Origin of the sequence: Psychrobacter sp. SWN149 (assembly GCF_015864565.1) — a bacterium.
GTDB lineage: Bacteria > Pseudomonadota > Gammaproteobacteria > Pseudomonadales > Moraxellaceae > Psychrobacter.
This window is the reverse complement of record NZ_JADYWX010000001.1, coordinates 291,239-314,736: the sequence shown is the minus strand read 5'-3', so window position 1 is coordinate 314,736 and position 23,498 is coordinate 291,239. Positions and strand designations below refer to the sequence as shown.

At 45.4% G+C, this 23,498-nt stretch carries 17 protein-coding genes; 14 read left to right on the top strand and 3 right to left on the bottom strand.

Annotation, left to right across the window (positions count from 1 at the left end):
• Positions 1 to 80: 80 nt before the first annotated feature.
• Positions 81 to 1,040, bottom strand: coding sequence for a pirin family protein (locus tag I6E86_RS01275; RefSeq protein WP_197174728.1), 960 nt, complete (start codon positions 1,038 to 1,040; stop codon positions 81 to 83).
• Positions 1,041 to 1,154: 114 nt separating this feature from the next.
• The gene (locus I6E86_RS01270) at positions 1,155 to 2,513 is read right to left on the bottom strand and encodes an NAD(P)/FAD-dependent oxidoreductase (protein WP_227680467.1); all 1,359 of its coding nucleotides are present in this window, start codon (positions 2,511 to 2,513) and stop codon (positions 1,155 to 1,157) included.
• Positions 2,514 to 2,862: 349 nt separating this feature from the next.
• On the opposite strand from I6E86_RS01270, the gene I6E86_RS01265 reads away from it, so the two are divergent.
• The 12 genes from I6E86_RS01265 to I6E86_RS01210 all read left to right on the top strand — a co-directional run bounded on the left by I6E86_RS01265 (position 2,863) and on the right by I6E86_RS01210 (position 17,494).
• Entirely contained in the window at positions 2,863 to 3,741 is an 879-nt protein-coding gene (locus I6E86_RS01265) for a branched-chain amino acid ABC transporter permease (RefSeq protein ID WP_194363514.1), read from the top strand.
• A gap of 60 nt (positions 3,742 to 3,801) precedes the next feature.
• Positions 3,802 to 4,899: a branched-chain amino acid ABC transporter permease gene (locus tag I6E86_RS01260; RefSeq protein WP_197174727.1), complete on the top strand. Its 1,098-nt coding sequence runs from the start codon at positions 3,802 to 3,804 to the stop codon at positions 4,897 to 4,899.
• The gene (locus tag I6E86_RS01255) at positions 4,896 to 5,663 is read left to right on the top strand and encodes an ABC transporter ATP-binding protein (protein WP_197174726.1); all 768 of its coding nucleotides are present in this window, start codon (positions 4,896 to 4,898) and stop codon (positions 5,661 to 5,663) included. The genes I6E86_RS01260 and I6E86_RS01255 overlap by 4 nt, the downstream gene beginning before the upstream one ends.
• Before the next feature lie 47 nt (positions 5,664 to 5,710).
• Positions 5,711 to 6,505: an ABC transporter ATP-binding protein gene (locus I6E86_RS01250; protein ID WP_037032897.1), complete on the top strand. Its 795-nt coding sequence runs from the start codon at positions 5,711 to 5,713 to the stop codon at positions 6,503 to 6,505.
• A gap of 5 nt (positions 6,506 to 6,510) precedes the next feature.
• Positions 6,511 to 8,502 carry an AMP-dependent synthetase/ligase gene (locus I6E86_RS01245; protein WP_197174725.1) on the top strand — a complete coding sequence of 664 codons (1,992 nt, stop codon included), beginning with the start codon at positions 6,511 to 6,513 and terminating at the stop codon, positions 8,500 to 8,502.
• 105 nt (positions 8,503 to 8,607) lie between these two features.
• Complete coding sequence (locus I6E86_RS01240) at positions 8,608 to 9,840, top strand: ABC transporter substrate-binding protein (protein WP_197174724.1); 1,233 nt, start codon at positions 8,608 to 8,610, stop codon at positions 9,838 to 9,840.
• Between the two features lie 499 nt (positions 9,841 to 10,339).
• Positions 10,340 to 12,301, top strand: coding sequence for an acetate--CoA ligase (gene acs / locus I6E86_RS01235; protein ID WP_194363519.1), 1,962 nt, complete (start codon positions 10,340 to 10,342; stop codon positions 12,299 to 12,301).
• Positions 12,302 to 12,553: 252 nt separating this feature from the next.
• The gene (locus tag I6E86_RS01230; protein WP_197174723.1) at positions 12,554 to 13,741 is read left to right on the top strand and encodes an NAD(P)/FAD-dependent oxidoreductase; all 1,188 of its coding nucleotides are present in this window, start codon (positions 12,554 to 12,556) and stop codon (positions 13,739 to 13,741) included.
• A 663-nt stretch (positions 13,742 to 14,404) separates the two neighbouring features.
• The gene (gene pgsA / locus I6E86_RS01225; protein WP_194363521.1) at positions 14,405 to 15,085 is read left to right on the top strand and encodes a CDP-diacylglycerol--glycerol-3-phosphate 3-phosphatidyltransferase; all 681 of its coding nucleotides are present in this window, start codon (positions 14,405 to 14,407) and stop codon (positions 15,083 to 15,085) included.
• A gap of 225 nt (positions 15,086 to 15,310) precedes the next feature.
• The gene (locus tag I6E86_RS01220) at positions 15,311 to 16,084 is read left to right on the top strand and encodes a hypothetical protein (protein ID WP_197174722.1); all 774 of its coding nucleotides are present in this window, start codon (positions 15,311 to 15,313) and stop codon (positions 16,082 to 16,084) included.
• A gap of 287 nt (positions 16,085 to 16,371) precedes the next feature.
• Positions 16,372 to 17,013 carry a hypothetical protein gene (locus tag I6E86_RS01215; RefSeq protein ID WP_197174721.1) on the top strand — a complete coding sequence of 214 codons (642 nt, stop codon included), beginning with the start codon at positions 16,372 to 16,374 and terminating at the stop codon, positions 17,011 to 17,013.
• Positions 17,014 to 17,038: 25 nt separating this feature from the next.
• A complete protein-coding gene (locus I6E86_RS01210) occupies positions 17,039 to 17,494 on the top strand; it encodes a hypothetical protein (protein ID WP_197174720.1) in 456 nt (151 codons plus the stop codon).
• 95 nt (positions 17,495 to 17,589) lie between these two features.
• On the opposite strand, the gene I6E86_RS01205 is transcribed toward I6E86_RS01210, so the two are convergent.
• The gene (locus I6E86_RS01205; protein ID WP_010195997.1) at positions 17,590 to 18,084 is read right to left on the bottom strand and encodes a pyridoxamine 5'-phosphate oxidase family protein; all 495 of its coding nucleotides are present in this window, start codon (positions 18,082 to 18,084) and stop codon (positions 17,590 to 17,592) included.
• A gap of 455 nt (positions 18,085 to 18,539) precedes the next feature.
• Here I6E86_RS01205 and purL point away from each other — a divergent pair, with 455 nt between their 5' ends.
• Positions 18,540 to 22,538: a phosphoribosylformylglycinamidine synthase gene (gene purL, locus I6E86_RS01200; protein WP_197174719.1), complete on the top strand. Its 3,999-nt coding sequence runs from the start codon at positions 18,540 to 18,542 to the stop codon at positions 22,536 to 22,538.
• A 213-nt stretch (positions 22,539 to 22,751) separates the two neighbouring features.
• Positions 22,752 to 23,150, top strand: a complete 399-nt coding sequence (locus tag I6E86_RS01195; protein ID WP_197174718.1) for an ACT domain-containing protein — start codon at positions 22,752 to 22,754, stop codon at positions 23,148 to 23,150.
• The last annotated feature ends 348 nt before the right edge of the window (positions 23,151 to 23,498 follow it).

Sequence of the window (23,498 nt, the reverse complement as noted above, 5' to 3'; positions counted from 1 at the left end):
TTAGGTGGCTTCTTTTTGCGTGAGCATTATGGTTTATCAGAACGTCTTATTCATTAGAGCTATTTATTTATATTGGCTTTTTACTTACCAAAGTTGCCGATCTGATAGTCGCGAAAGGCCTGTCGTAGCTCTTCTTGTGTACTCATCACAAAGGGGCCATAACCTGCGACGTGTTCTCCGATAGGCTCGCCACTTAGCAGTAGCAGTTTGACGACTCCCTGCGCGTCTTTAGAGTAGGTGAGCTCAATGCTATCAGTAGTCGTATGAGAGGGAGGTTCAGATTCTGTATTGACATGGATAGGCGCTGAAAACTGAATCAAGTCGCCCGCACTGACGGCTGTGCCATTGACCAGCAGCTGACCCTGTTGTATCAGTAGCAGCGTATTGTGTGTGTCTGGGACTTGTATCGAGGTCGTGCCTGCGGTGTGTAGTGCGATATCCCACATATTAATTGGGGTAAATGTCGTTGCCGCACCTGTTATACCGTGCCAGTCACCGGCAATGATAGCAACTTGGCCGATGATGGTTTGTTTCTGAGCGTCACTATCGTCTATCAATTCAATGATAGGCATATCAGCCCGTTTGATAGATTGATACTTAGGGTCGGTCAGCTTGTACTTACTTGGCAGATTGACCCACAGCTGCACCATACTGAAGATGCCACCGCGCTGCCCAAATGCCTCAGAGTGAAACTCTTCATGTAAGATACCGCGTCCTGCGGTCATCCACTGTACATCCCCTTCCAAAATATCACCGCGACCACCTGTCGAGTCTGCATGGCTGATCTCACCATCATAAGCCAGCGTAACGGTTTCAAAGCCTTTATGCGGATGTTGTCCGATGCCATGCGGCTGCAATTTATAATCAGGATTGGGCGAAAACCTCGTCGGCTCGCCATAATCAAACAATAAAAAAGGATCGGTATGGTTATAGTTAAAGTCAGAGTTGTCCTCGAGATGATTGATTAAGGTTTTGACATAAAAACCATCACCGACCCAATGCGGTACTTTATCACCATGAACATGTTGAATGGCACGCATTGAGATACCTCATAAATTTAAGTAACCAAAATTTCAATAAAACAAATACTGTTTAGTAAGTCTACAGTGAAAGACGCTTACGTTGCGCGTTATCTCACAATTGGCGAACTGCTATTAGACAACCTCGCCACTCACAAAACCACTGGCCCATGCCCATTGGAAATTATAACCGCCAAGCCAACCTGTGACATCGAGTACTTCCCCGATGAAATACAGCCCATCCTGCAAGTTGCTTTGCATAGTCTTTGACGATACTTCATCAGTGGTGACGCCGCCGCGTGTGACCTCAGCAGTGCGATAGCCTTCAGTACCAGAGGGTTTGAGTCGCCAGCCATTGATTGTCGCGCCCAATTCAGTAAGGCGCTCGTCTTTTATATTGGCAAGCTCGGTATCTTTGATGTCTTCCCACAGGTGCGTCTGTAATGCTGCTAGTAGTTTTTTGGGTAGGGCATTATCGGTGTTGTCTGCCAATACGGTACGTATCAGTTGGCGCGGATGTGACTTTTTGCGAGCAATCAACAAGTCAGTGACATCAATGTCAGGCAACAGATTAAGACTGATGGTTTCTCCCGTCTGCCAATAGTTTGACAGCTGTAGCATGGCTGGGCCAGAGAGTCCGCGATGGGTAAATAGCACAGGCAGTTTAAAAGAAATCCGCTCGTTACTGGCGATAACGGGCAGGCTGATACCGGCCAATGCACGGATAAGCTCACCTGTTTTGTCCGTAAAGGTAAATGGCACGAGACTGGCATCAGTTGACACGAGCGTATGGCCAAACTGCTGTGCCAACTCATAACCGATGCCGCTTGCCCCCATGGTCGGAATGGACAAACCACCTGTTGCGACCACCAACGACTCACAGCGATAGCGTGTTTGCGCAAGCTTGGTTTGATTGGCGGCTTCTTTTCTCTCTTGCTTTTCTTTTTTACTGAGTTGTTTGGTGGTCAATAATTCAAAACGTGCATTTTTATCATTTTCGATGGTTTGCACACTTTCAATTTGAGCATTCAGTTTCACTTGCACACCGACCGCCGCGCACTCATCTAGCAGCATAGTCAAGATGTCTTGTGCGGAGTCATCACAGAACAGTTGGCCATGTTCACGTTCATGATAAGCAATTTTGTGAGCCTCAACCATACCGATGAACTCCCAGCTTGGGTAACGACTCAGGGCAGATTTACAAAAGTGAAGATTATTACCGACGAAGTGCTCTGGCTCAACGAAGTAATTGGTGAAATTACAGCGGCCACCACCCGACATCAGGATTTTTTTGCCGGCTTTATTGGCGTGGTCTAGCACTAGTACGCGTCGACCGCGGCGACCAGCTGTAAGTGCACAGTACAATCCTGAAGCGCCAGCACCGATGATGATGACATCAAATTGGCTATCATTGGACTTTTTGGCTGATGATGGATTAGCCACTGACGGATTGGTTGGCTTCACTGATTTTGCTTGTTTTGGCATTTGACTCATGATGATGACTTATAGAATAGGTTTGGATAAACGATATAAACTATCCCAATTATACCATGGCAATAATGGCAGTGTTTTTAGGTAAGTAATATAAATAGCTTTGGTCTAATTGCTATAAATCATTGAATAACTTTACTTTTTATGTAGACAATAATTCATAGTTAGTATAATGTAAAAATATGAATATTACCCGCTGCCACTATTGCCGCGTTGATGACTGATTAAAATTTTAGTCGTTTTATTTGAAGAAAATAAATATCTTCAAAAGTAGTTATATTAAAAAGCCAGCCGATTGAACCGCTTATTCAAACATTGTCACGGATGACACTGTTAAGACAAAAGGGAATTTATGGATATCCTACAACTGCTCATTAGCGGGATTGCTAATGGTTGTATATATGGGCTCTTAGCGCTCGGTTTTGTACTCATTTACAAAGCTTCAGAGGCGGTAAACTTTGCCCAAGGCGACATGCTGATGCTCGGTGCCTTTTTAGGCATATCTTTCATTAATGCCGATCAGGCAAACTTTCCCTTCTTATTAGGTATCACCTTTGCTGCTATTATCATGGGCGCATTTGGTTACTTACTCGATCGCTTTGTCCTACGTGGTATTTTTGGTCAACCGCAATTTGCGATGGTCATCCTGACCATCTCACTTGGATTCTTAATGCGCTTTGTCGCAGGTCTCATCTGGGGACATAGTCCAGTCTCACTACAGACACCATTCTCAGGCAAAATGCTAGCATTAGGCTCGCTGAGTATCGCTTATGTTGACATCATTATCATCATCTCTACCATCGCATTAACCTCCATTTTATACTTCTTTTTTGCCCATACTAGGCTCGGCATTGCGATGCAAGCCAGTAGTCAGAACCAAATGGCAGCTTACTACATGGGCATTCCCGTTAAGCGCGTCAATGGTATCGTTTGGGCATTGTCAGGGGTGGTTGCTGCGCTTGCCGGCATACTATTTGCGGCCAAAGGCGCGATCGAGCCTTCTGTCGGACTACTATTCGGTATCAAGGCCTTTGCTGCTGCCGTGATTGGCGGATTAGGCTCATTGCCTGGTGCACTGGCAGGCGGGTTGCTGGTAGGGGTGATAGAGCCCTTTGCTGGTCGCTATCTACCGCTAGGCCTAAGTCAAATTGCGCCTTATGTAGTTATGTTGATCGTGCTAATCGTACGTCCAGGCGGTATTTTTTCTCAGGTAAAACAGAAAAAAGTATAGAAGCTTTGATTCAAGGATGACAAAGCGGCCTCCAAACCTTTTCAAGGATGAGTACTGCCCATGAAAGCCCAGTTTAAACACAGTTATGATCAAGATATCAATATCTTCGATGACAAACGCCAACTCATAAAGTATGGCGTACTCCTCTTACTACTATTAATGGCGCCTTGGCTACTGAGCAACTATTACATTAGTGAGCTCAGCGCCATATTGATTTGGTCTATCTCTGGACTGGGTCTGATGCTCTTGACGGGGCATACAGGACAGGTCAGCTTAGGTCATGCCGCCTTTATGGCGATAGGCGCCTTTAGCCACATGGCACTGATGGCACGAGGGTGGAATTTTTTCCCTGCCTTGATTGCCTGCGCGCTCATCACTGGAGTCATCGGCGCTATCATTGCCAGACCGATTTTAAGAACCAGTGGTATCTATTTAGCCATCGCGACTTTGGCGCTTAGTATTATCGTCGAAGACATCGCTATCGTGGCTGAGCCTATTACGGGCGGCATCTCTGGTACCTTTGCTTCTCCCATTAACCTCTTTGGCTACACCATCGATCGCTATATCACGCCAAAGGCATTTTACTACTTGTGCCTTGCGCTCGTAGTGTTGGTGACCTTAGGTTATATTAATTTGCTCAGAAGCGGCACTGGGCGCTCGTTCTTAGCCATCAGAGACAGTGAAGTCTCCGCCCGCGCGCTTGGCGTCAATGTACCGCAAGCCAAAACACTCGCTTTTAGCATATCTTGTGCGATTACCGCTGTTGGCGGCGCTATGTACGGACACTTTGTGCAAGCGGTCAATTATGAGAGCTTCACCGTTATTATCTCCATCACCATACTCTTGCAGATTGTCATCGGCGGTTTAGGCTCGATACATGGTGCGTTTTTTGGTGCTGTCGTCGTTGTCTTGTTGCCACAAGTGATAGCTATCTTAGGCGATGTTATCGGTCAAAGTACGGGCTCTAGTATCACCAGTGTTCCCGGTATTGATACGGCGCTATTTGCTTTAGTCATTGTCGTCATGATCATCTATGAGCCACGCGGTATATACGGTATTTGGATAAAGGTACGGACTTGGTTTCAGATGTTTCCGTTATATCGAAAAGGACTATTTCGCCGTTCTAAAACTTATCTTAAAACGGAGCGTATGCGATGAGCTTATTAAAAGTTGACTCCTTATCTATTGCGTTTGGTGGCGTCAAAGCCGTTGATAACATTAGCTTTGAGGTAAACGAGGGCGAGGTGTTCACGATCGTAGGGCCTAATGGTGCTGGTAAATCCACGATTTTTAACTTAATCAGTCGCTTGTACGAGCCGCTCAGTGGTCGTATTACCTTTGATGGTATTGATATTACCAAGCTGCCTGCTCACGATATCGCAAAATTGGGCATTGCCCGTACGTTTCAAAACATCGAATTGTTTGATCACTCAAGCGTGTTACAGAATCTGCTTATCGGTCGCCATTCGCAGCGCAATACGTCGTGGATACAGGACTTATTATTTTTACCAAAGGTGCGCCGCAGTGAGCGGGAGCATCGTCTACAAGTTGAAAAAATTATAGATTTTTTAGAGTTAGCGCCTTATCGAGATAAGCTGATCGCAGGTTTGCCTTACGGCATTAGAAAGGTGGTTGAGATTGCGCGCGCACTAGCCGCTAATCCCAAGCTTATTTTGCTCGATGAGCCTGCTTCTGGTCTCAGCGTAGAGGAAACGTCCGAGATGGCGTGGTGGATCGAAGACATGCAAAAGGATCTTGGTTTGACTATCTTGATGGTAGAGCATGACATGAGTCTTGTGAATCGGGTGTCAGATCGAGTATTGGCCGTCGCTGAAGGTAAGTTTTTGGCTCAGGGCACAGCAGCTGAGGTGCAAGCCAATCCACAGGTTATTGAAGCCTATCTTGGACAGGAGAGTGTGTAATGTCAGCTATTAAAAAATCACTATCCTCTGCCGCGCCGGCTACTGAAATGAATTTGGTCGACTCTGAAGTAAAGAACAACGTGCTTGAAGTGCGGAATTTAGAATCCGCTTATGGTCCGGTAATGGCATTGAGAGGCGTGAGCCTAGAAGTGCCCGAAGGTAAAGTCGTCACTATTTTGGGCGCTAATGGTGCGGGCAAGACGACGCTAATGAAGACTATCTCTGGTGTCATCAATCCCCGCAAAGGCGCAGTGTGGTTCCACGGTGAGCGTATCGACGGCACTGAGCCTGATCGCTTGGTCAAAAAAGGGCTGTCGCACGTACCCGAGGGGCGCGAGGTGTTTCCTTTTTTGAATGTCGCCGAAAACTTGGCGATGGGCGCTTATACTCGGCGTGACAAGTCTGAGATACAGCGTGATGTCGAGATGATATATGAGTATTTTCCCATCCTAAAAGATCGCCGCACTCAAGCAGCGGGCACGATGTCCGGTGGTCAGCAGCAGATGCTCGCTATCGGTCGCGGACTGATGTCACGACCCTCCCTTATGCTACTCGATGAGCCGTCTCTTGGACTGTCTCCCTTATTGGTACAAGAGATATTTGCGATTATTCGCAGGCTTAATAAAGAACAAGGCGTCACGATTTTATTGGTTGAACAAAACGCCAGAGTTGCCTTGGCAGCTGCGGATTATGGGTATGTGTTAGAGACAGGGCGTATTGTCATGGCAGGCTCAGCGGACAAACTGATGCACTCTGATGATATTAAAGAGTTCTATTTGGGACAAACCAAAGACAACACTGCGGAAGCCACTCGGTGGAAACGCAAAAAGACTTGGCGATAACAATCATGACGACCTCTATTGATGTTCATACTGAAAACAATACTTCACTTTCTTCTGAGGATGCTATGGATACTACGATCACTGAGGTCACAGCTGCCGCGCCAGTATCGTCTCAAGACCATGCTAAAAGTCATGCTAAAAATCATGATGACGAGACTGGTCAACAGATACACAATGCGCCTTTCGATCACACGCCTCAAATCCTAGAAGGGTGCGATACATTGAGCAAACTCTGGCGACAGGTTTGCTTGAGCCGAGGCGACAGGATTGCGCATCGCGAAAAGAGCTTTGGTATTTGGCAGAGTTATAGTTGGCTTGATTATTATCATCATGGCTGCGATATCGGCATGGCACTCATCGAGCTTGGCCTGAGTAAAGGCGATACCGTCTCTATCTTGAGCGAAGATAATAAAGAATGGCTCTATTGTGATATGGGCATCTGCGCCGTCGGCGGGATACCCAATGGTGTCTATACGACCGACAGCCCCGAGCAGCTTGCCTATATATTAAATGACAGCCATTCTAAGTTTTTGATCGTAGAAAACGATGAGCAATTGCATAAGTTTTTAGAGATTCGTGAACAGACGCCTAACGTCAAAAAAGTCATTGTATTTGAGCGTAAAGGTTTGCGTAGCCTAGAGGATGATCAGGTTATTTTCCTTGATGATCTATATACAATCGGTCGAAGTATTGAAAATGCCAGAGAGCGTTTTGGCGCTTATATCGATCAAGGTACGGCGAATGATATACGCACCTTAATCTACACGTCTGGCACGACAGGTAATCCAAAAGGCGCGATTTTAACGCACGCCAATGTCCTCTTTGGGCTAAAAACGACCATCGATATCCTCCCTATTTTGTCCACTGATGAGCAGCTGTGTTTTTTGCCGTTATGCCATGTGCTTGAGCGTCTAACGTCAGTGGATCTGCCTATTCATCGGGGCTGTATCGTCAACTTTGCTGAGAGCACAGAGACAGTATTTGAGAATATGAAAGAAGTGTCGCCTGATACCTTTACCGCCGTCCCTAGATTGTGGGAAAAAATGTACGCCTCTATCAGTAATATGCGTAGTGATGCCAGTGCGCTTAATGGCTGGGCATTTGATCAGGCCATAAAAGCAGGTCATGACCACGCTGATATCGTGATGGCAGGCAATACGCCCACGACAGCTCAGCGACTGCGTTACGAGTTTTGGAACAAGCTGGTGCTATATAAAATTCGTGACCTGATAGGCATGAGTAATATTCGCCGTGCCGGCACAGGGGCTGCGCCCATATCATTAGATGTTATTCGTTGGTTCCATGCGATAGGCGTGCCTATCTATGAAGGCTATGGCATGACTGAAAGTGCAGGCGTGATATCGATCAATACACCTGAAGCACAGATGGCCGGTAGCGTAGGTAAGGCATTACCTAATTCTGAAGTCCGCATCGCCGAGAACGGGGAGATACTCGTAAAAGGCGCGAACGTGTTTGCAGGCTACTGGAACAAGCCCGAAAAGACCGCTGAGGACTTACGGGATGGCTGGCTCCATACTGGCGATGTCGGTGAGATAAAAGAGGGCTATATATTCATTACGGGCCGCATCAAGGACATCATTATCACCGCAGGCGGCAAAAACGTCACACCCGCTGCGATTGAGAGCAAGCTTAAATTCTCGCCTTATATCTCAGACGCCGTCATCATCGGCGATAGACGCAAATATCTGACCTGCCTGATTATGATAGATCAGGAGAATGTCGAAAAGTATGCGCAAGACAATCAGGTGATGTTCTCAGATTTTCGCTCGCTGTGTCATGCGCCAGAAGTCATCGCCTTAATAGATGAGGTCATACAGTCTACCAATCAGACGTTAGCACAGGTAGAAACCATCAAGCACTTCAGGCTTATTGATGTGCTGCTCAGCCCTGAAGATGATGAATTGACCGCGACGATGAAATTGAAAAGAAGTTTGGTTGAGAAAAAGCATCATGCTCTCATCGACTCTATGTACTAATCTAACTCTTTAGCACCGTTCAGATTTTGACGTTATCCCAACCTTGAAAGTATCAATCTCAAAAGCATCAAACTAACAGCGACTGAAGTCGCAAGGAGAAAGGCAATGAAATGGACATTCAAGACGACGCTACTGGCACTATCTGTTGGTACGATAGGTTTAGCAGGCTGTAGTAATTCCGACGCGCCCGCCGAAGCTGGTACAGATACTGAGGCCGCTGCTACTACTAGTGATATGCCGGTACAAGGTGTTACGGATACGGAGATTCTACTGGGCGGTGCCAATGATCTATCAGGTCCGTTTGCAGGATTCGGTAATCCTGCGGTCGCGGGTGCCAATATGTATTTTGATGAAGTAAATGCGGCAGGTGGTGTCAATGGCCGAAAGATTCGTTACATCGTCGAGGATCACTCTTATCAAGTGCCAAAGGCGGTACAGGCTGCTAATAAGCTCGTCAGCCGCGATAAAGTATTCGGTATGCTGATGTCGCTTGGTACGCCGCATAACTTAGCGAGTTTCCCTATTATGGATCGCGCCAATGTCCCCAATATTATGCCGATCACTTTTGCAAAGCCTATGCAAGAAGAAGGGGCTTTCAATCGCCGTTATACGATGGGTAGTACCTATTACGACTCCATGAAAATGGGTATGGAATACCTAATTGCCGAAAATAATATTAAAAATTTATGCGTCATGTATATCCCGTCAGACTATGGTGAAGAGACCAATGAGGCGGCTAAGGATATCAGCGATAGCAACCCTAACGTCACGCTGGTTCAGGCCAGCTCGCATCGTCCTGATGAAACAGATTTTGCTGGTGCAATCGCCAAATTAAAAGAAGCCAATTGTGAGTTAATCGGCCTATCTCTTACGATACGTGGCGCTATCACTGCGGTAGGGACAGCGAACGCTATGGGCTGGACTGACGTAAAATTCATCGCTCCTGCAACAGGTTTTCATCCCGCAGTGGCTGAGGCACCGGGCGGCGCAAGTGAAGGCCTATATGCAGTTTCTTACTATAACGATTTGGCTTTGAGAGCAAATGAGCCTGAGACCAAAGCTTTTATTGAAAAGTATAAAAAAGCCACAGGGGAAGATGTGTCAGCAGGTGCTATCCTTGGCTATACTTCAGCAAGAATCACGGTTGAAGGACTTAAAGCGGCCGGCAAAGATTTAAATGCCGATACCTTCAATAAAGGTATGGAAACCGTTAGTTTTGTAGATGGAATCACAGGATCTACTGTTGCCATCACGCCTGAGAGCCATGTCGCCTTTAATGATGTTTACTTATCGCAAGTACAAAGCGGCGCATGGAAAACCGTCACACAGCTCAAATAAGTACGCATTATTCATTTAGTGAAATTTTTATAGCAGCAAGCCATACAGTTGTATGGCTTGTCTCGCTTATGAACTTTGTATTTTATATAGTCAAGTCTATATAAATCCGCTACATCGTCATCCTCGCTAAGCATACTAATGTATAACTTGCACTCGGTTTCCTTGTATCGAAATTATATTGAACTGACTATAGTCTATCGTTTTTTATAATTCTAAAATCCGTACTTAATATAACAATAAGCAATAAGCTGTAGAGAATCGAAATTAACTGGGATGAACAAACTAGTCGCTTTGTGAGGATGGGACTATCTGTGCCTAAGTATATAGATGTGCAGTAAAATTGTTATGTTTGGCGTTTGATGCCTTGCAACCGTCACGCTTATTTGTCAAACTATAAACGAGTGTCACACATTATGGAAGATGACTCTTATTACCTATATAGATGATCGTTTTAGACAACTATCTACTTAGGTTGTAATAATTAAAAAGGACGAATACTATGACGCAAAAATCATTTCCAATCACAGCCGAATTTATGGCTGCTGCCAATACCAACGCTGACCAATATTTAAAAGATTACCACCACTCTATCAACTCTAACGAAACCCGCGATGACTTTTGGGCGAAACGTGCTGAGCTTATCGATTGGATAAAAAAACCCACCAAAGTCAGCGACGTCAATTATGACTTAGACGACTTTCGCATCAAATGGTTCGAAGATGGCCAACTGAATATCTCAGTCAACTGCCTCGATCGTCACCTCGAAAAAACCCCATATAAACCCGCTATTATTTGGGAAGGCGATCATCCTTCATTGCACAAAATTATCTCGTTTAAAGAACTGCATGAAGCCGTTTGCCGTCTAGGTAACTCGCTGCGTAAGCTTGGGGTCGGGAAAGGCGATCGCGTAACGCTATATATGCCGATGATACCGGAAGCCATGGTATCGATGCTGGCATGTGCTCGTATTGGCGCGGTACATTCGGTGGTGTTTGGCGGATTTTCTGCCGAGAGCTTGGGCAATCGATTGATAGACAGTCGCTCAAAAGTGGTCATTACTGCGGATGAAGGCCTGCGCGGCGGTAAACACACACCGCTCAAAGCCAACGTCGATCAAGCGCTGGACATGGATGGTACTGACAGTGTCGAAAAAGTCATCGTCGTCCATCGTACGGGTAACTCGATACCGATGAGTGGTCGCCGTGATGTTTGGTATCATAATCTAGTCGATGGTCAGTCAGAGCATTGTGAGCCTGAGGTGATGAATGCCGAAGACCCGCTCTTCTTATTATATACCTCTGGCTCAACAGGTAAGCCAAAAGGCGTTGTGCATACCACGGGCGGCTATATTACTTATGCCTTGTCTACCTTTCGCGATGTGTTTGATATCAAAGAAGACGATGTCTACTGGTGTACAGCCGATGTAGGCTGGATCACAGGGCACACGTACTCGACCTATGCACCGCTTGCCAATGGCACGACGACTGTGATGTTTGAAGGTGTGCCAGAACATCCAACATGGGCACGTATCGGTCATATTATTGATAAGCATGACGTGACTATTCTATACACTGCACCGACAGCCATTCGCGCCATGATGAAAGAGGGCGATGCCTTTGTGCGAGAATCAGATCGCTCCAGCCTACGCCTGCTTGGTTCGGTCGGAGAGCCGATCAATCCAGAAGCATGGGATTGGTATCATAATGTTGTCGGTGACAGTAAATGCCCAATCGTCGATACGTGGTGGCAAACTGAAACGGGTGGTATTTTGATGGCACCGATTCCAGGTACAGTGGATTTAAAACCAGGTGCTGCGATGCTGCCACTATATGGTATCAAACCAGAAATCGTGGACAGTGAAGGCGCAACACTAGAGGGTGCAGCAGAAGGCAATCTGGTGATAAGCAGTAGCTGGCCTGGGCAAATGCGTACCGTTTATAATGATCATCAGCGTTTTTTGAAAACTTATTTTAGTGATTATCCAGGTCGTTATTTCACAGGTGATGGTGCCCAACGTGATGAAGATGGACATTACTGGATCACAGGTCGTGTCGATGACGTGCTCAATGTCGCAGGACATCGCTTGGGTACGGCAGAGATTGAGAGCGCTGTCGTGGCTCATCCAGCCACTGCTGAGGCTGCAATCGTTGGGATGCCGCATGAGATTCGCGGTACAGGCATCTGTGCTTTTATCATTCTAAAGTCTGGCGAAGAAAAAACAGACGATCTAAAAGCCGAGCTAAAACGCCATGTGCGTGCTGAGATTGGCCCAATTGCTACCTTGGATGCCATTTATCTGGTGGATGCACTGCCGAAGACGCGTTCAGGAAAAATCATGCGTCGCATCCTACGTAATCTTGCTGCTGGGCAATATGTCGGATTGGGTGATTTGTCCACATTGGCAGATAGCTCAGTGATTAATGATTTGGTCGATGCTGTCAAAGCAGGTCGCGGAGACTAATATTAGTTTAACTAATAGTTTGACTAATAGTTTGATCAATGGGCTGTCTATTCAGATTAAGAGCAACTATTAATCTATGTTCATAGAAGTTCAAAAAGCCATGCTATCGAGAATAGCATGGCTTTTTTTACGCAGACGATATTGATATTAAGTCATTTTGACGGTTCAATATCCATCATAGAACAACATTTAATACACTACACTCGCGATTCATAAATTTTCGCCACATACCTAATAAGGCTTATTGTGATTATGACTGACCACGCTTTATACCCAACTGATAAACCTTCTCCCAAGATTGCCATTATCGGTGGTGGCCTAACAGGACTGCTCACCGCCACTTTACTAGAGCGCGCATCGAATCACACCCCAATGCCCTTTGATAATCCGCAAATCACTATCTTTGAAAAGTCGCGCAGTGTCGGTCGTTTGGCGACGCGCTATCGCAGCGACAGTGAAACTGGTAAAAACTGGCAATGGTCGTTCGGCGCGCAGTTCTTTACAGCCAAAACGGGTAGCTTTCAACAGTTTATTGCGCCATGGTTGCAGACAGGTTTGCTACAGCCGTGGTGCGCCAATGTGATTGAGCTCACGCCAGCGAATGAGAGTATTCGAGCACCTGATACCCAAGCGCCCGATATCCAAAATAAGGAGCAGTGGGATACTGTCCATGCCCGTTATATCAGTACACCCAAAATGACCAGTTGGGGACGCGAGCTTGCCACTGCGCTCAAGCACACAACCATCGCGTTTAAGACTCGCGTGGCACCGCTCGATCAATACACTCAGCATCAAGATACTCTTCATTCGGACAGTCAAAAAACAGAGTTATTCGATGAGGCAGGGACTAGTCTTGGATGGTTTGATTGGGTGATCTGTACAGCGCCAAACGGTCAGGCAGTGGAGCTGATGGCAGACAGTGGGTTTAGTGAACAAAACAAAATTGTGCAGCCACAAATGCAGGCTTGCTATACGCTGATGCTTGGTTGGGATAAGTCACAACCGTTGCCTGAGACATTCAATCATCAGGCCATACCACAGTGGGATGTGGCTTATGTGGATAGTGCTATCATCGATAGAATATTTATTGAACATCAAAAACCTGCCCATGATGACTTGCTGCCCAGTGTCACCATTCATGCCCGTAATAACTGGTCGCAAGCGCACGTTGACGACGATATGGAAGCAGTCAAGGAACAACTATTGCAGGCAGCAAAGCAGTCATTAAATTGGGACGAGGACAGCGCACCTAGCCAGACAGATTGTCATCGTTGGCGTTATGCAGCTACTATCGTAAATAAGGATACGGAAGAGCTAGGCATCTTGGTCGATGAAACCAAGCAATGGGTCGTCAGTGGCGATTGGTGCGGGCAAGGCAATATTGAAAGCTGCTATCAAATGGCACAGCAAACAATTGAGGCTATTTGGAAAACAGAATGACCCCATTGCTGTCTATAACTACAGTACTGCCCTATGATATTAATTGTCCAAAATATAGGTGGGCGCTTCAGAGTTTAGGCAGCCAGTTTTTGAGTAAGTAAAAGACACCTTCATAAAAAGCACGCAAAAAAAGGCCCACAGAGGAGGTACTGTGGGCTGAGGAAAACGGATAGTGTAGGTGACTACAGAGGCCGTGGGCGTAACTTGTTATAATTATAGGTTCTACAACTCATATCTATTAGGGCAGTTTTTATAAGTACAATGAGCGTACATGTTTGCTTACATATTTAAGTGTACAAGTGTTTTTTCTAGTTACCATCATAGCGCAACTGCTGACCGATAAGGGGCTGTGGTTACAGTATATTACGTTATAAATGACGTAAGCGCAGGCCAACCTTTTGCTGGTATTATCGATGATAATGTCTCTAGAGAGCTGTCAGTGTTTGGCAGTATCACTACGGATATGAAGAGCTAAATATTTTCAATGGCTTATGATGGCCTGACAACTTTGATGACTTCACTCAGTCATTTGATGTTGATATTATTGATAACTGAGTCGGTAATTGAATCAATAACTGAGCTGCTACAGAGATGGCATGACGCCTTGCCCGAAAAATGCTAAGCTATCTGCCATTATTACGTCTATATTAAACTGGGTTTGCCATGACTGACAGCACGCATTTGCATACGCAGGAGCCGCCAAGTTCACAAAATACCAAGAGTATTTTTAACTTGCCTAATAATCTGACTATTGCACGTATCCTGATGATCCCCTTGTTTGTCGCGATTGCCTATTGGCCACCATCGATGGGTATTGGCATGCCTGCCATCTCAGACAATGTCATCGCTCGAGTAGGAATGAGCGAGTTCAGCGATAGCTTATTACGCCACTTGCTATTGACTGGTGTCTTTATCATTGCAGCGATTACCGACTGGCTCGATGGGTATTTTGCTCGTAAGCTCAATGTCATGTCAGCCTTTGGGCGTTTTTTGGATCCAGTCGCGGACAAGCTCATGGTGGCGGCAGCGCTGATAATCCTAGTACAGTGGCATCCCAATATTATTATGGCGATAGCCGCTATCGTCATCATCTCGCGTGAAATCGCAGTATCTGCACTGCGTGAGTGGATGGCAGAGCTGGGCAAAAGTACCAGCGTGGCAGTCTCCTATGTGGGTAAATTGAAGACGACGTTTCAGATGGTCGCCATCACGGTGCTATTGCTCAATTGGCAATCGCTCGAAATGATTGGTTATGTGCTGATGGTTGCCGCTGTTATTTTGACATTATGGTCGATGATGATTTATCTCAGAGCAGCTTGGCCATATTTAAAGCAAAGCGGATAGCGTGCTAGTACAACCTACCTTAACAGGCATAAAAAATACCAGTCGCATGAGCCACTGGTATTTTTTATGGCTGACTGTAAACAGTAGTTTTTGGCCGATTTATTTTAGCCATTGATTGTTTGCATCGTTTCTATATACTCAGAAATAGTAGACAAAATATAAAAGAGCAGACACAGGGAAGTTGATTGAAGTATGGCTATATGTCATTTAAATAGGGAGATCGGTATGACGTTACATCAAAAACAGTCAGGTGCTGCCATTTTATTACTGGCATTGCTAACGGGCTGCTCATCAGGGCCAAGCATGCAGGAGTCGTCCACCCCAACGATTCAGCAAGATAAGTCTATCCAAGCAGAGTCGTCTAAAATGTCGGCCACTCAAGACGCGACAGAGTCAGAACGTTTGGGTACCAAATGGGGCGATGACGTTGATTCTCAAGTGACAACGGTTGATTTACGTCGTATGAGTAGTCAGCCTATCGAGCAAATGCAAGTCCGTTATGCAGATAAGTCTTACAAAGGACGTGCGGTTAATAGCATGTCTCTGCTGGCAGGGAAGGTTGATTTTTCGATAGAGACGGATACGGGTGAGCTGTCACTATATCGAGACTCAGGCAATTACTACGTCCAAGGTCAAGCAGGGCAGGCCTATCGTTTGGTGTACAACAATAACAGTCCCAACACGTATGAGATTGTCGCTAGTGTGGATGGTATAAACGTCATCGATGGTAGTGCTGCTAGTCGTCAGGACAGCGGATATGTGCTACGTCCCAATGATGATTTGGTGATTGAGGGTTTTCGCAAGAGCCAAAGTGCGGTGGCATCCTTTATATTTAGCAAGCCCGCGAGTGCTTATGCTGCCAATACCAGCTCGGGTTCTATCAACAATACGGGTGTGATTGGTACAGCCATCTATGGACTATATGATCCTGCTAAACCCAAGCCAAAGCAACCGCAAGCGTATCCAGCAGACAATGGCTACGCCAAACCACCACAGTAATGTGTATCAATAGATAGTAGATAACTTAGATATATAACGCATAAAGAAACGCCAGTCGCATTAGCCACTGGCGTTTTTGTTTTTATTCTAGTAGGTGATGCATCTACTTTGCTTATTTGCTTAAGTTTTATCACTCAAGCTATGAAAATTAGGGTGATTTATGTATGTAATTGATAGTATTAGTTTCGGAGAAAATAATAAAAAAATGTTTAATTTTTTATACCTTATTAAATTTTTTTATTCTAGAATGATTGATTTCTACGTCTAGAATATTAAAAGGAATTCTAATGGTATACAAAACATTACTGGCTGTATTTGTTCTTAGCGGTCTGACGGCTTGCTCGGCTTTTACTAGCCCAACTACCCAAAGAGGAAGAGATGCAAGCTTACCTCAATTGAATGTAGAAGGTATTTCTTATGAACAGAGATTGTCTAAGTACGCCAATCAATTCGTAGTAAGCGATGAGCAAGAGTTTGCTATAGTGCGAGGCTATCCTTATGCTGAGTTCACAGGTAGTGGTATTTTTGCTACCGACCCTCTTCGTGTTATGAAGGTAGATGATCAATGGGTCAAAAATATACCAATTAGTTTGAATGTTAATCAAACTCTCAATGCTTATAGAATGAGTATTAGGCCTATCAAAATTCCTACAGGTAACCATCAGCTATTAGTAAGTGGTGCAGGATGGGAAAATAAAGCGTTGTATACGCAACTGCCTACAGTCAACTATCAGAGTGGCAAGAGCTATGTGTTCAAACCAAGCTTTGCTAAAGGGGAAGTTAGTACTCTCACAGTATATGAATACGAAGCCGACTCAAGATTTGAGCCAGCTGATAAGGAAGGTATTATTCTAAAGTCAACGGTTAGTAGTCCTGTTGAAATCGGTAATTATGACAATCAAAAAGTGGCTGATATTTTTGAAAAATAGTCCTTAATTAAGAAGAGTTGTAGTCATGATATTACAGAAAAAACTATCTGCTATTTTTAGTATTTTTTTATTAAGTACCTATTTGACAGGCTGTGTGAGAGCAATTTTACCAACTTCTGAAACAGAGCTTACTACTAATGCAAGAGTAGTTTCGACCGAGGTCGAACTCGATATTGTCTCTTCTTATGCTAATTTAAAAAAGTATATGAGTAAATGTTTCGAATACCGGAACCAAAATAGGTATCAGGTTATTGACGCCAATTTAGACAGAGAGCAAAACAAGGCTTATTTCATCGGCAAATCTAATTTTGATACTTATACTTTTAAAGTCTTACTAGAGTCTGTAGGTAATGAACAAACTAAAATAACTTATTTCTCACCAAAGAAAAAAATTGGTTTTAGTGAATCTAATCCACAGAAGACCTTAGATAAATTAACAGCTTTTAGTCTTTACGACGGCAAGGCAGTTTGTAAACTTTGACTAAGACTACACGAATAATTTATCAGTAAAAACGCCAGTCGCATTAGCCACTGGCGTTTTTGTATTCTACTATTTTGCTTTCATATAACAGATACTTATAGCGTTACAGAGTTGTTTTCGCCTAGATTAGTTGCTTTTTTACCATCCATTACCGCAGCGGTAGTCATCTTGAACATGTTGACGACTGAACTACCGCTTAGCCAATATTCTGCACCATGTGGTACGACTTTGATTAATTGGACGTTTGGATCTTCTTTACCTTGCTCATAGAATGCATTGTAGATTGGCGACCATAGCTCATCGAGCTTCTCTTGGTCTTCGACCAACTCTGCTTTACCGTTGATTGATACATAGTCTTTTGCATCTTGGCTGACATAGGCCAAGTTCACTTGTGGGTCTTTTTGGATATCGCTGACGGTTTCAGTGGTTTTATCACCGATGAACCAAATCTCTTTTGCGCCAATGCTCGTCTCGCTCGTTGTCATTGGGCAGGCATGTAGATGGCCTTCATGAGTGCGAGTGGTCATCATGGCAAATTTCACTTCTTTTACCAGTGCTTGTACTTTATCGATATGGTCTTGTCTGCTCATAATTGATTTCCTTTTCTTTAAAATATTTAGGTATTGATATGATAATGCTTAGGTAGTTGAGTTCTTATAGTAGTAATTTTTATTCGGACAAAGTGTATTTGAAATATCAAAAACGATTGTCGCCTTAACAACTGAGACTAGAATACCGAGTTGTACCCATACATTTATATAGGTACCCAGTAATGCGATGTGAGAGTTTGTAAGGAGTATGAGGGTTAGGTAAAAAGTGTGACACTGTGTATTTTTGCTGTCTGATTATCCAGTGCAAAGTTGAAAAGATAGCGATTAGAGGTCAGCGTAAGCCTGCTATTCTGCAAATATCTAATAGCAGCAGAGCGCAACTTATCGGCAATTTATATCGGTTTAGACCTGCTTATTACAGGGCTTCTTGTTATAATACGCAGACCATTTACTTAGCATGGCAGAGATGCCTTGATCTTACGGATTATGCCTTTATGATGACCATCGCCGGACAACCGTTTCTTACCGATTTTCAGACGCAGCAACTCATCAGTCAGTTCCAGCAAAAAACCGAGCTCAATGTCAGTCAAATAAGTACCCAGCAAGTGTATGTGCTATCACGCAAGCTCGAAGGTGATGAACATAAAAAGGCGTTAGACCTACTCGCTGTTGACAGTGCAACAGTGCTCGCCGACCCACAAGCTAATCAGGTAAAAGTCATCGTTGGTCCACGTTTTGGCACGATTTCGCCATGGGCAAGTAAAGCGACTGATATTTTTAATAACTGTGAAATCGAGCTTAACCGTGTTGAACGCGTCGTTGTTTATACCTTAACGATTGAGGGTGAAGCAGGCGAAAAACTACCAGTAGACGCTGAGCAGTTGTTGTTTGACCGTATGACGCAGAGCTTGGTCTATGATTTGAATAATTTGAACAAATTGTTTGATGATGAGCAGCCAGCATCATTGAATCATATTGACGTCATCGGACAAGGTCAATCAGCGCTAGAGTCTGCCAATACTCAGTTTGGTTTTGCGTTATCTAGTGAAGACATTGATTATTTGATGAATGCGTATGTCAATGAGCTAAAGCGCAATCCAACTGACGTTGAGCTGATGATGTTTGCACAGGCCAACTCAGAGCATTGCCGTCATAAGATTTTTAACGCTGAGTGGACAGTGGATGGTGCAGTACAGCCAAAATCATTGTTCCAAATGATTAAAAATACCTACCAGTCGAATCCACAAGGTATCTTATCAGCCTATAAAGACAACGCTGCTGTGATGGCAGGGTCTGACGGTATGCGTTTTTACCCAATTCCGACTGATGCGATGGACGCAAATTCTGCCCATCCTTATGACTTCCATCAAGAAGCAATCGACATTCTGATGAAAGTCGAAACCCATAACCATCCAACGGCCATCGCTCCGTATGCGGGTGCAGCGACAGGTGCTGGTGGTGAGATTCGTGATGAAGGCGCAACAGGTCGTGGCGGTAAACCAAAAGCAGGTTTGACAGGCTTCCACGTATCACACCTACATATCCCAGAGCTCGCTGAAAAATGGGAGCAGTCAGGTCAATTGAGCACTCAGGCTTATGGCACGCCAGATCGTATGGCAACCAGTCTGGAGATCATGACGGAAGCACCACTCGGTTCAGCCAACTTCTCAAACGAGTTTGGTCGTCCAAATCTATGCGGTTATTTCCGTAGTTTTCAGCTTGATACCTCAGCGGCAAAAGACGGCAGCGAGATGCGCGGCTATCATAAGCCAATCATGCTGGCAGGTGGTTACGGCAATATCAAACGCAACCTCATTGAAAAAAACGCCATTCAACAAGGTGATTTATTAATCGTCCTTGGTGGCCCTGCGATGCAGATTGGTCTAGGCGGTGGCGCAGCGTCTTCCGTTGATAGTGGTTCACTTGATGAAGGCTTAGACTTTGCCTCAGTTCAGCGTGACAATGCTGAAATGGAGCGTCGTTGCCAAGAAGTGATGGATCGTTGCTGGGCACTAGCCGGTAATGATGTCGATGCGAGCAACAATGGCAAAGACGGTAACCCTATCGTGTCATTGCATGATGTGGGCGCGGGCGGTATCTCTAATGCGATGCCAGAACTGGTCAATGACCACGAGATGGGCGCGGTACTAAACCTGCGTAAAATTCCATCGTTAGAAGCTGGCATGTCACCAATGGCCATTTGGTCAAACGAAGCGCAAGAGCGTTATGTCCTCGCGATTCGCCCAGAAAGCGAAGCCCAATTCGATGCGATCTGTGCGCGTGAGCGTTGCCCGTATGCCATCTTGGGATCAGCCACGGATGTGCGTCAGCTAGTCGTTGATGATACATTGCTCGCTGAGCAGCCTGTCGATATGCCAATGCAAGTATTGCTAGGTGGCACGCCAAAGATGAAGCGTAGCTTTGAGCGTCATGACAGCAGCTTGCCTGCATTAGATTTAAATGAAGTCAATTTAGCTGAGTCTATCAAAGACGTCTTGCGTCACCCAACCGTCGCTAGCAAGTCATTCTTGATCAGCATTGGTGACCGTTCTATCACGGGTATGGTCGTGCGTGATCAGTATGTGGGTCGCTATCAAGTGCCAGTATCGGATTGTGCAGTTACCGCATCAGGCTTGATTGCGCTCGATGGTCAGGTGATGAGCGGTGAAGCGATGAGTATCGGTGAGCGTACACCAGTTGCCCTAATCAGTCCACAAGCCTCAGCACGACTAGCAATTGGTGAAGCGATTACCAACATTGCTGGTGCGCGCATTGCTCAGTTGTCTGATATCACGATGTCAGCGAACTGGATGGCAGCATGTGGTGATGATGCAGAAGATGCAGCATTGTTTGACGCTGTATATACAGTCGGCGAAGAGCTGTGCCCAGCACTGGGTATCGCTATCCCAGTTGGTAAAGACTCGCTATCGATGCGTGCCAACTGGACTGACAGCAGTGAAGCAGGTGAGACGGATAAATCAGTCGTATCACCAATGAGCCTCGTGATTACCGCCTTTGCTCCTGTGGTTGATGTCGCAAAAACGCTAACCCCTGAGCTAATCAATGGCGACAGTGCGTTCTACCGTATTGACTTGTCTAAAGGCAAGCTACGTCTAGGCGGTTCAATCCTTGCGCAAACGCTGAGCCAATTGGGTAATGAGTGCCCAGATTTAGCGCAGCCAAGCGACTTGGTCGATTTCTTTAACTTTGTCCAAGCGGGCAACGAGCAAGGCGTCATCAGTGCCTATCACGATATCGGTGATGGTGGTCTATTGGCAACTATTGCTGAAATGCAGTTCACCAGCCGTCAAGGTATCAAGCTGTCATTGACGGACGATAACTTACTCGGTCAGCTGTTCAGTGAAGAGCTGGGCGCGGTCATTCAAGTATTGCCAGAAAAAGTCGCGGCGCTAATGCAATTGGCAGAAGAGTTTAACGTTGTTGATATGCTCAGCCTCGTGGGTCAAAGCTCGGAAGAAGACAGCCTGCTTATCCAAACGCCAACGCTCATGGGTGATGACACTCTTAGCTTTAGCCGTACTGAATTGCAGCAAGCGTGGACTCAGGTCAGCTATCAAATCGCGCGTCGCCGTGATAACCCAGCGTGCGTACAGCAAGAGTATGACTTGATTGCTGATGCAAGCCATCAAGGCCTGATTGCTGCGCCGAATTTTGATCTAAATCAAAAAGTTGAAGAGCCTTACCTCAACAGTCGCGAGAACAAACCAAGAGTCGCTATCTTGCGTGAGCAAGGCGTAAACGGTCAGACAGAAATGGCAGCAGGCTTTACTCAAGCGGGCTTTGAAGCAGTCGATGTACACATGAGTGATCTACTCAGTGGCCGTATCAACCTACGTGACTTTGACGGACTGGTCGCTTGTGGTGGTTTTAGCTATGGTGATGTACTCGGCGCAGGCTCTGGTTGGGCGAACTCTATCTTGTTCCATGACGAGCTACGCATGCAGTTTGTCCGCTTCTTTGCCCGTCCTGATACCTTCTCACTAGGTGTCTGTAACGGTTGTCAGATGATGGCTCAGTTAAAAGACCTCATCCCAGGTGCGGACAACTTTCCACGCTTCATCGCCAACGAGTCAGCTCGTTTTGAAGCGCGTACGGTCAATGTAAAAATCGAGCGTACCAAGTCTATCCTGTTCAAAGGCATGCAAGACAGCATCTTGCCAATCGCTGTGGCGCATGGTGAAGGCTATGCCACACTAGATAACAACGAAATCGATGGTATGGCAAAACACGGTCAGCTTGCGATGCGTTATGTCGATAGCCAAGGTCATCCAACTGAGACCTATCCGCTCAATCCAAACGGTTCTGTCGGCGGTGTCACGGGTCTGTGTAGCACCGACGGTCGCGTCACTATCATGATGCCGCACCCTGAGCGTAACCTAAAAGCGTATAACCATAGCTGGAAACCAGAAGAGTGGGACGAAGACGGCGCGTGGATGCGTATGTTCCGCAATGCCCGAGCTTGGTTGCGTTAAGATATAGGGTAATTTGTTCTAAAGTATAGTTTTAGACAGCTGTTTTTTAAAATAAGAAGGTGGGCTTAGGCTCACCTTTTTTGTGTTTAAGAGTTGAGCGTTTGGAAATAAAGGCTAGCGTTTATACCGTGTTTTCACGAGTATAGGCGATTACACTCATGCTAAAATTACGGTCAACAAAGACTAGCATTAAGCAAAATAAGGAAGAATAAAATGTCAGGAATTACAGATATCAATGAGCTATTGAGTTCGATGCAGCCAGCACTGGTTGATGAGTTATTTGTATTTTGTACTGTAAAAGGGGAACTAGCAGAATACGTAAACTTAGCGCCAATAGCGACGTTTGTAGAAACAGAAGGGCTGACTCTGGTTTTGACAAAAGACAAGGCTGATGAGGCAGGTTTGCATTACGAAGGCGTGTTTCGACAAATCACTCTGACGGTGCATTCAAGTTTAGAGGCGGTAGGCCTAACCGCAGCAATAGCAACCAAACTGACATCAAAGGGTATCAGTGCCAATGTGATCGCTGCTTATTATCATGACCATATATTTGTGTCGGATGATAAGGCGGAGCAGGCGCTGTCTGCGTTAAAAGAGTTGAGTAATGTATAACGTTTTTTATAAGTAAGTGAGCTATTTCCCGCTTTCCACTTGTATCTGCCAGTCTGGGCGCGGCGCTAGCTACGGTTTGGGTCGTCGCTTGCTTCGCGTCGCCACCCCAAAACCTAGCAGACATCGTAACCCGCCCAAACCAGCAGGATATCGCTACAGTCGGGGCTAGCGGTGACATCGTGTTCTTGCAAGCATTCTTCTCAGTTTCAGCTGATAAATTAAAAGCCGGTAGAGTCAGTTAGTAAGAGTATGATCTGATCTAGGTTATGATTCAGAATGCAGTATTTAGAAAATTTGCTTAACTATAAATAACATACATATCATAATATTTTTAGAAAATAGGTTGAA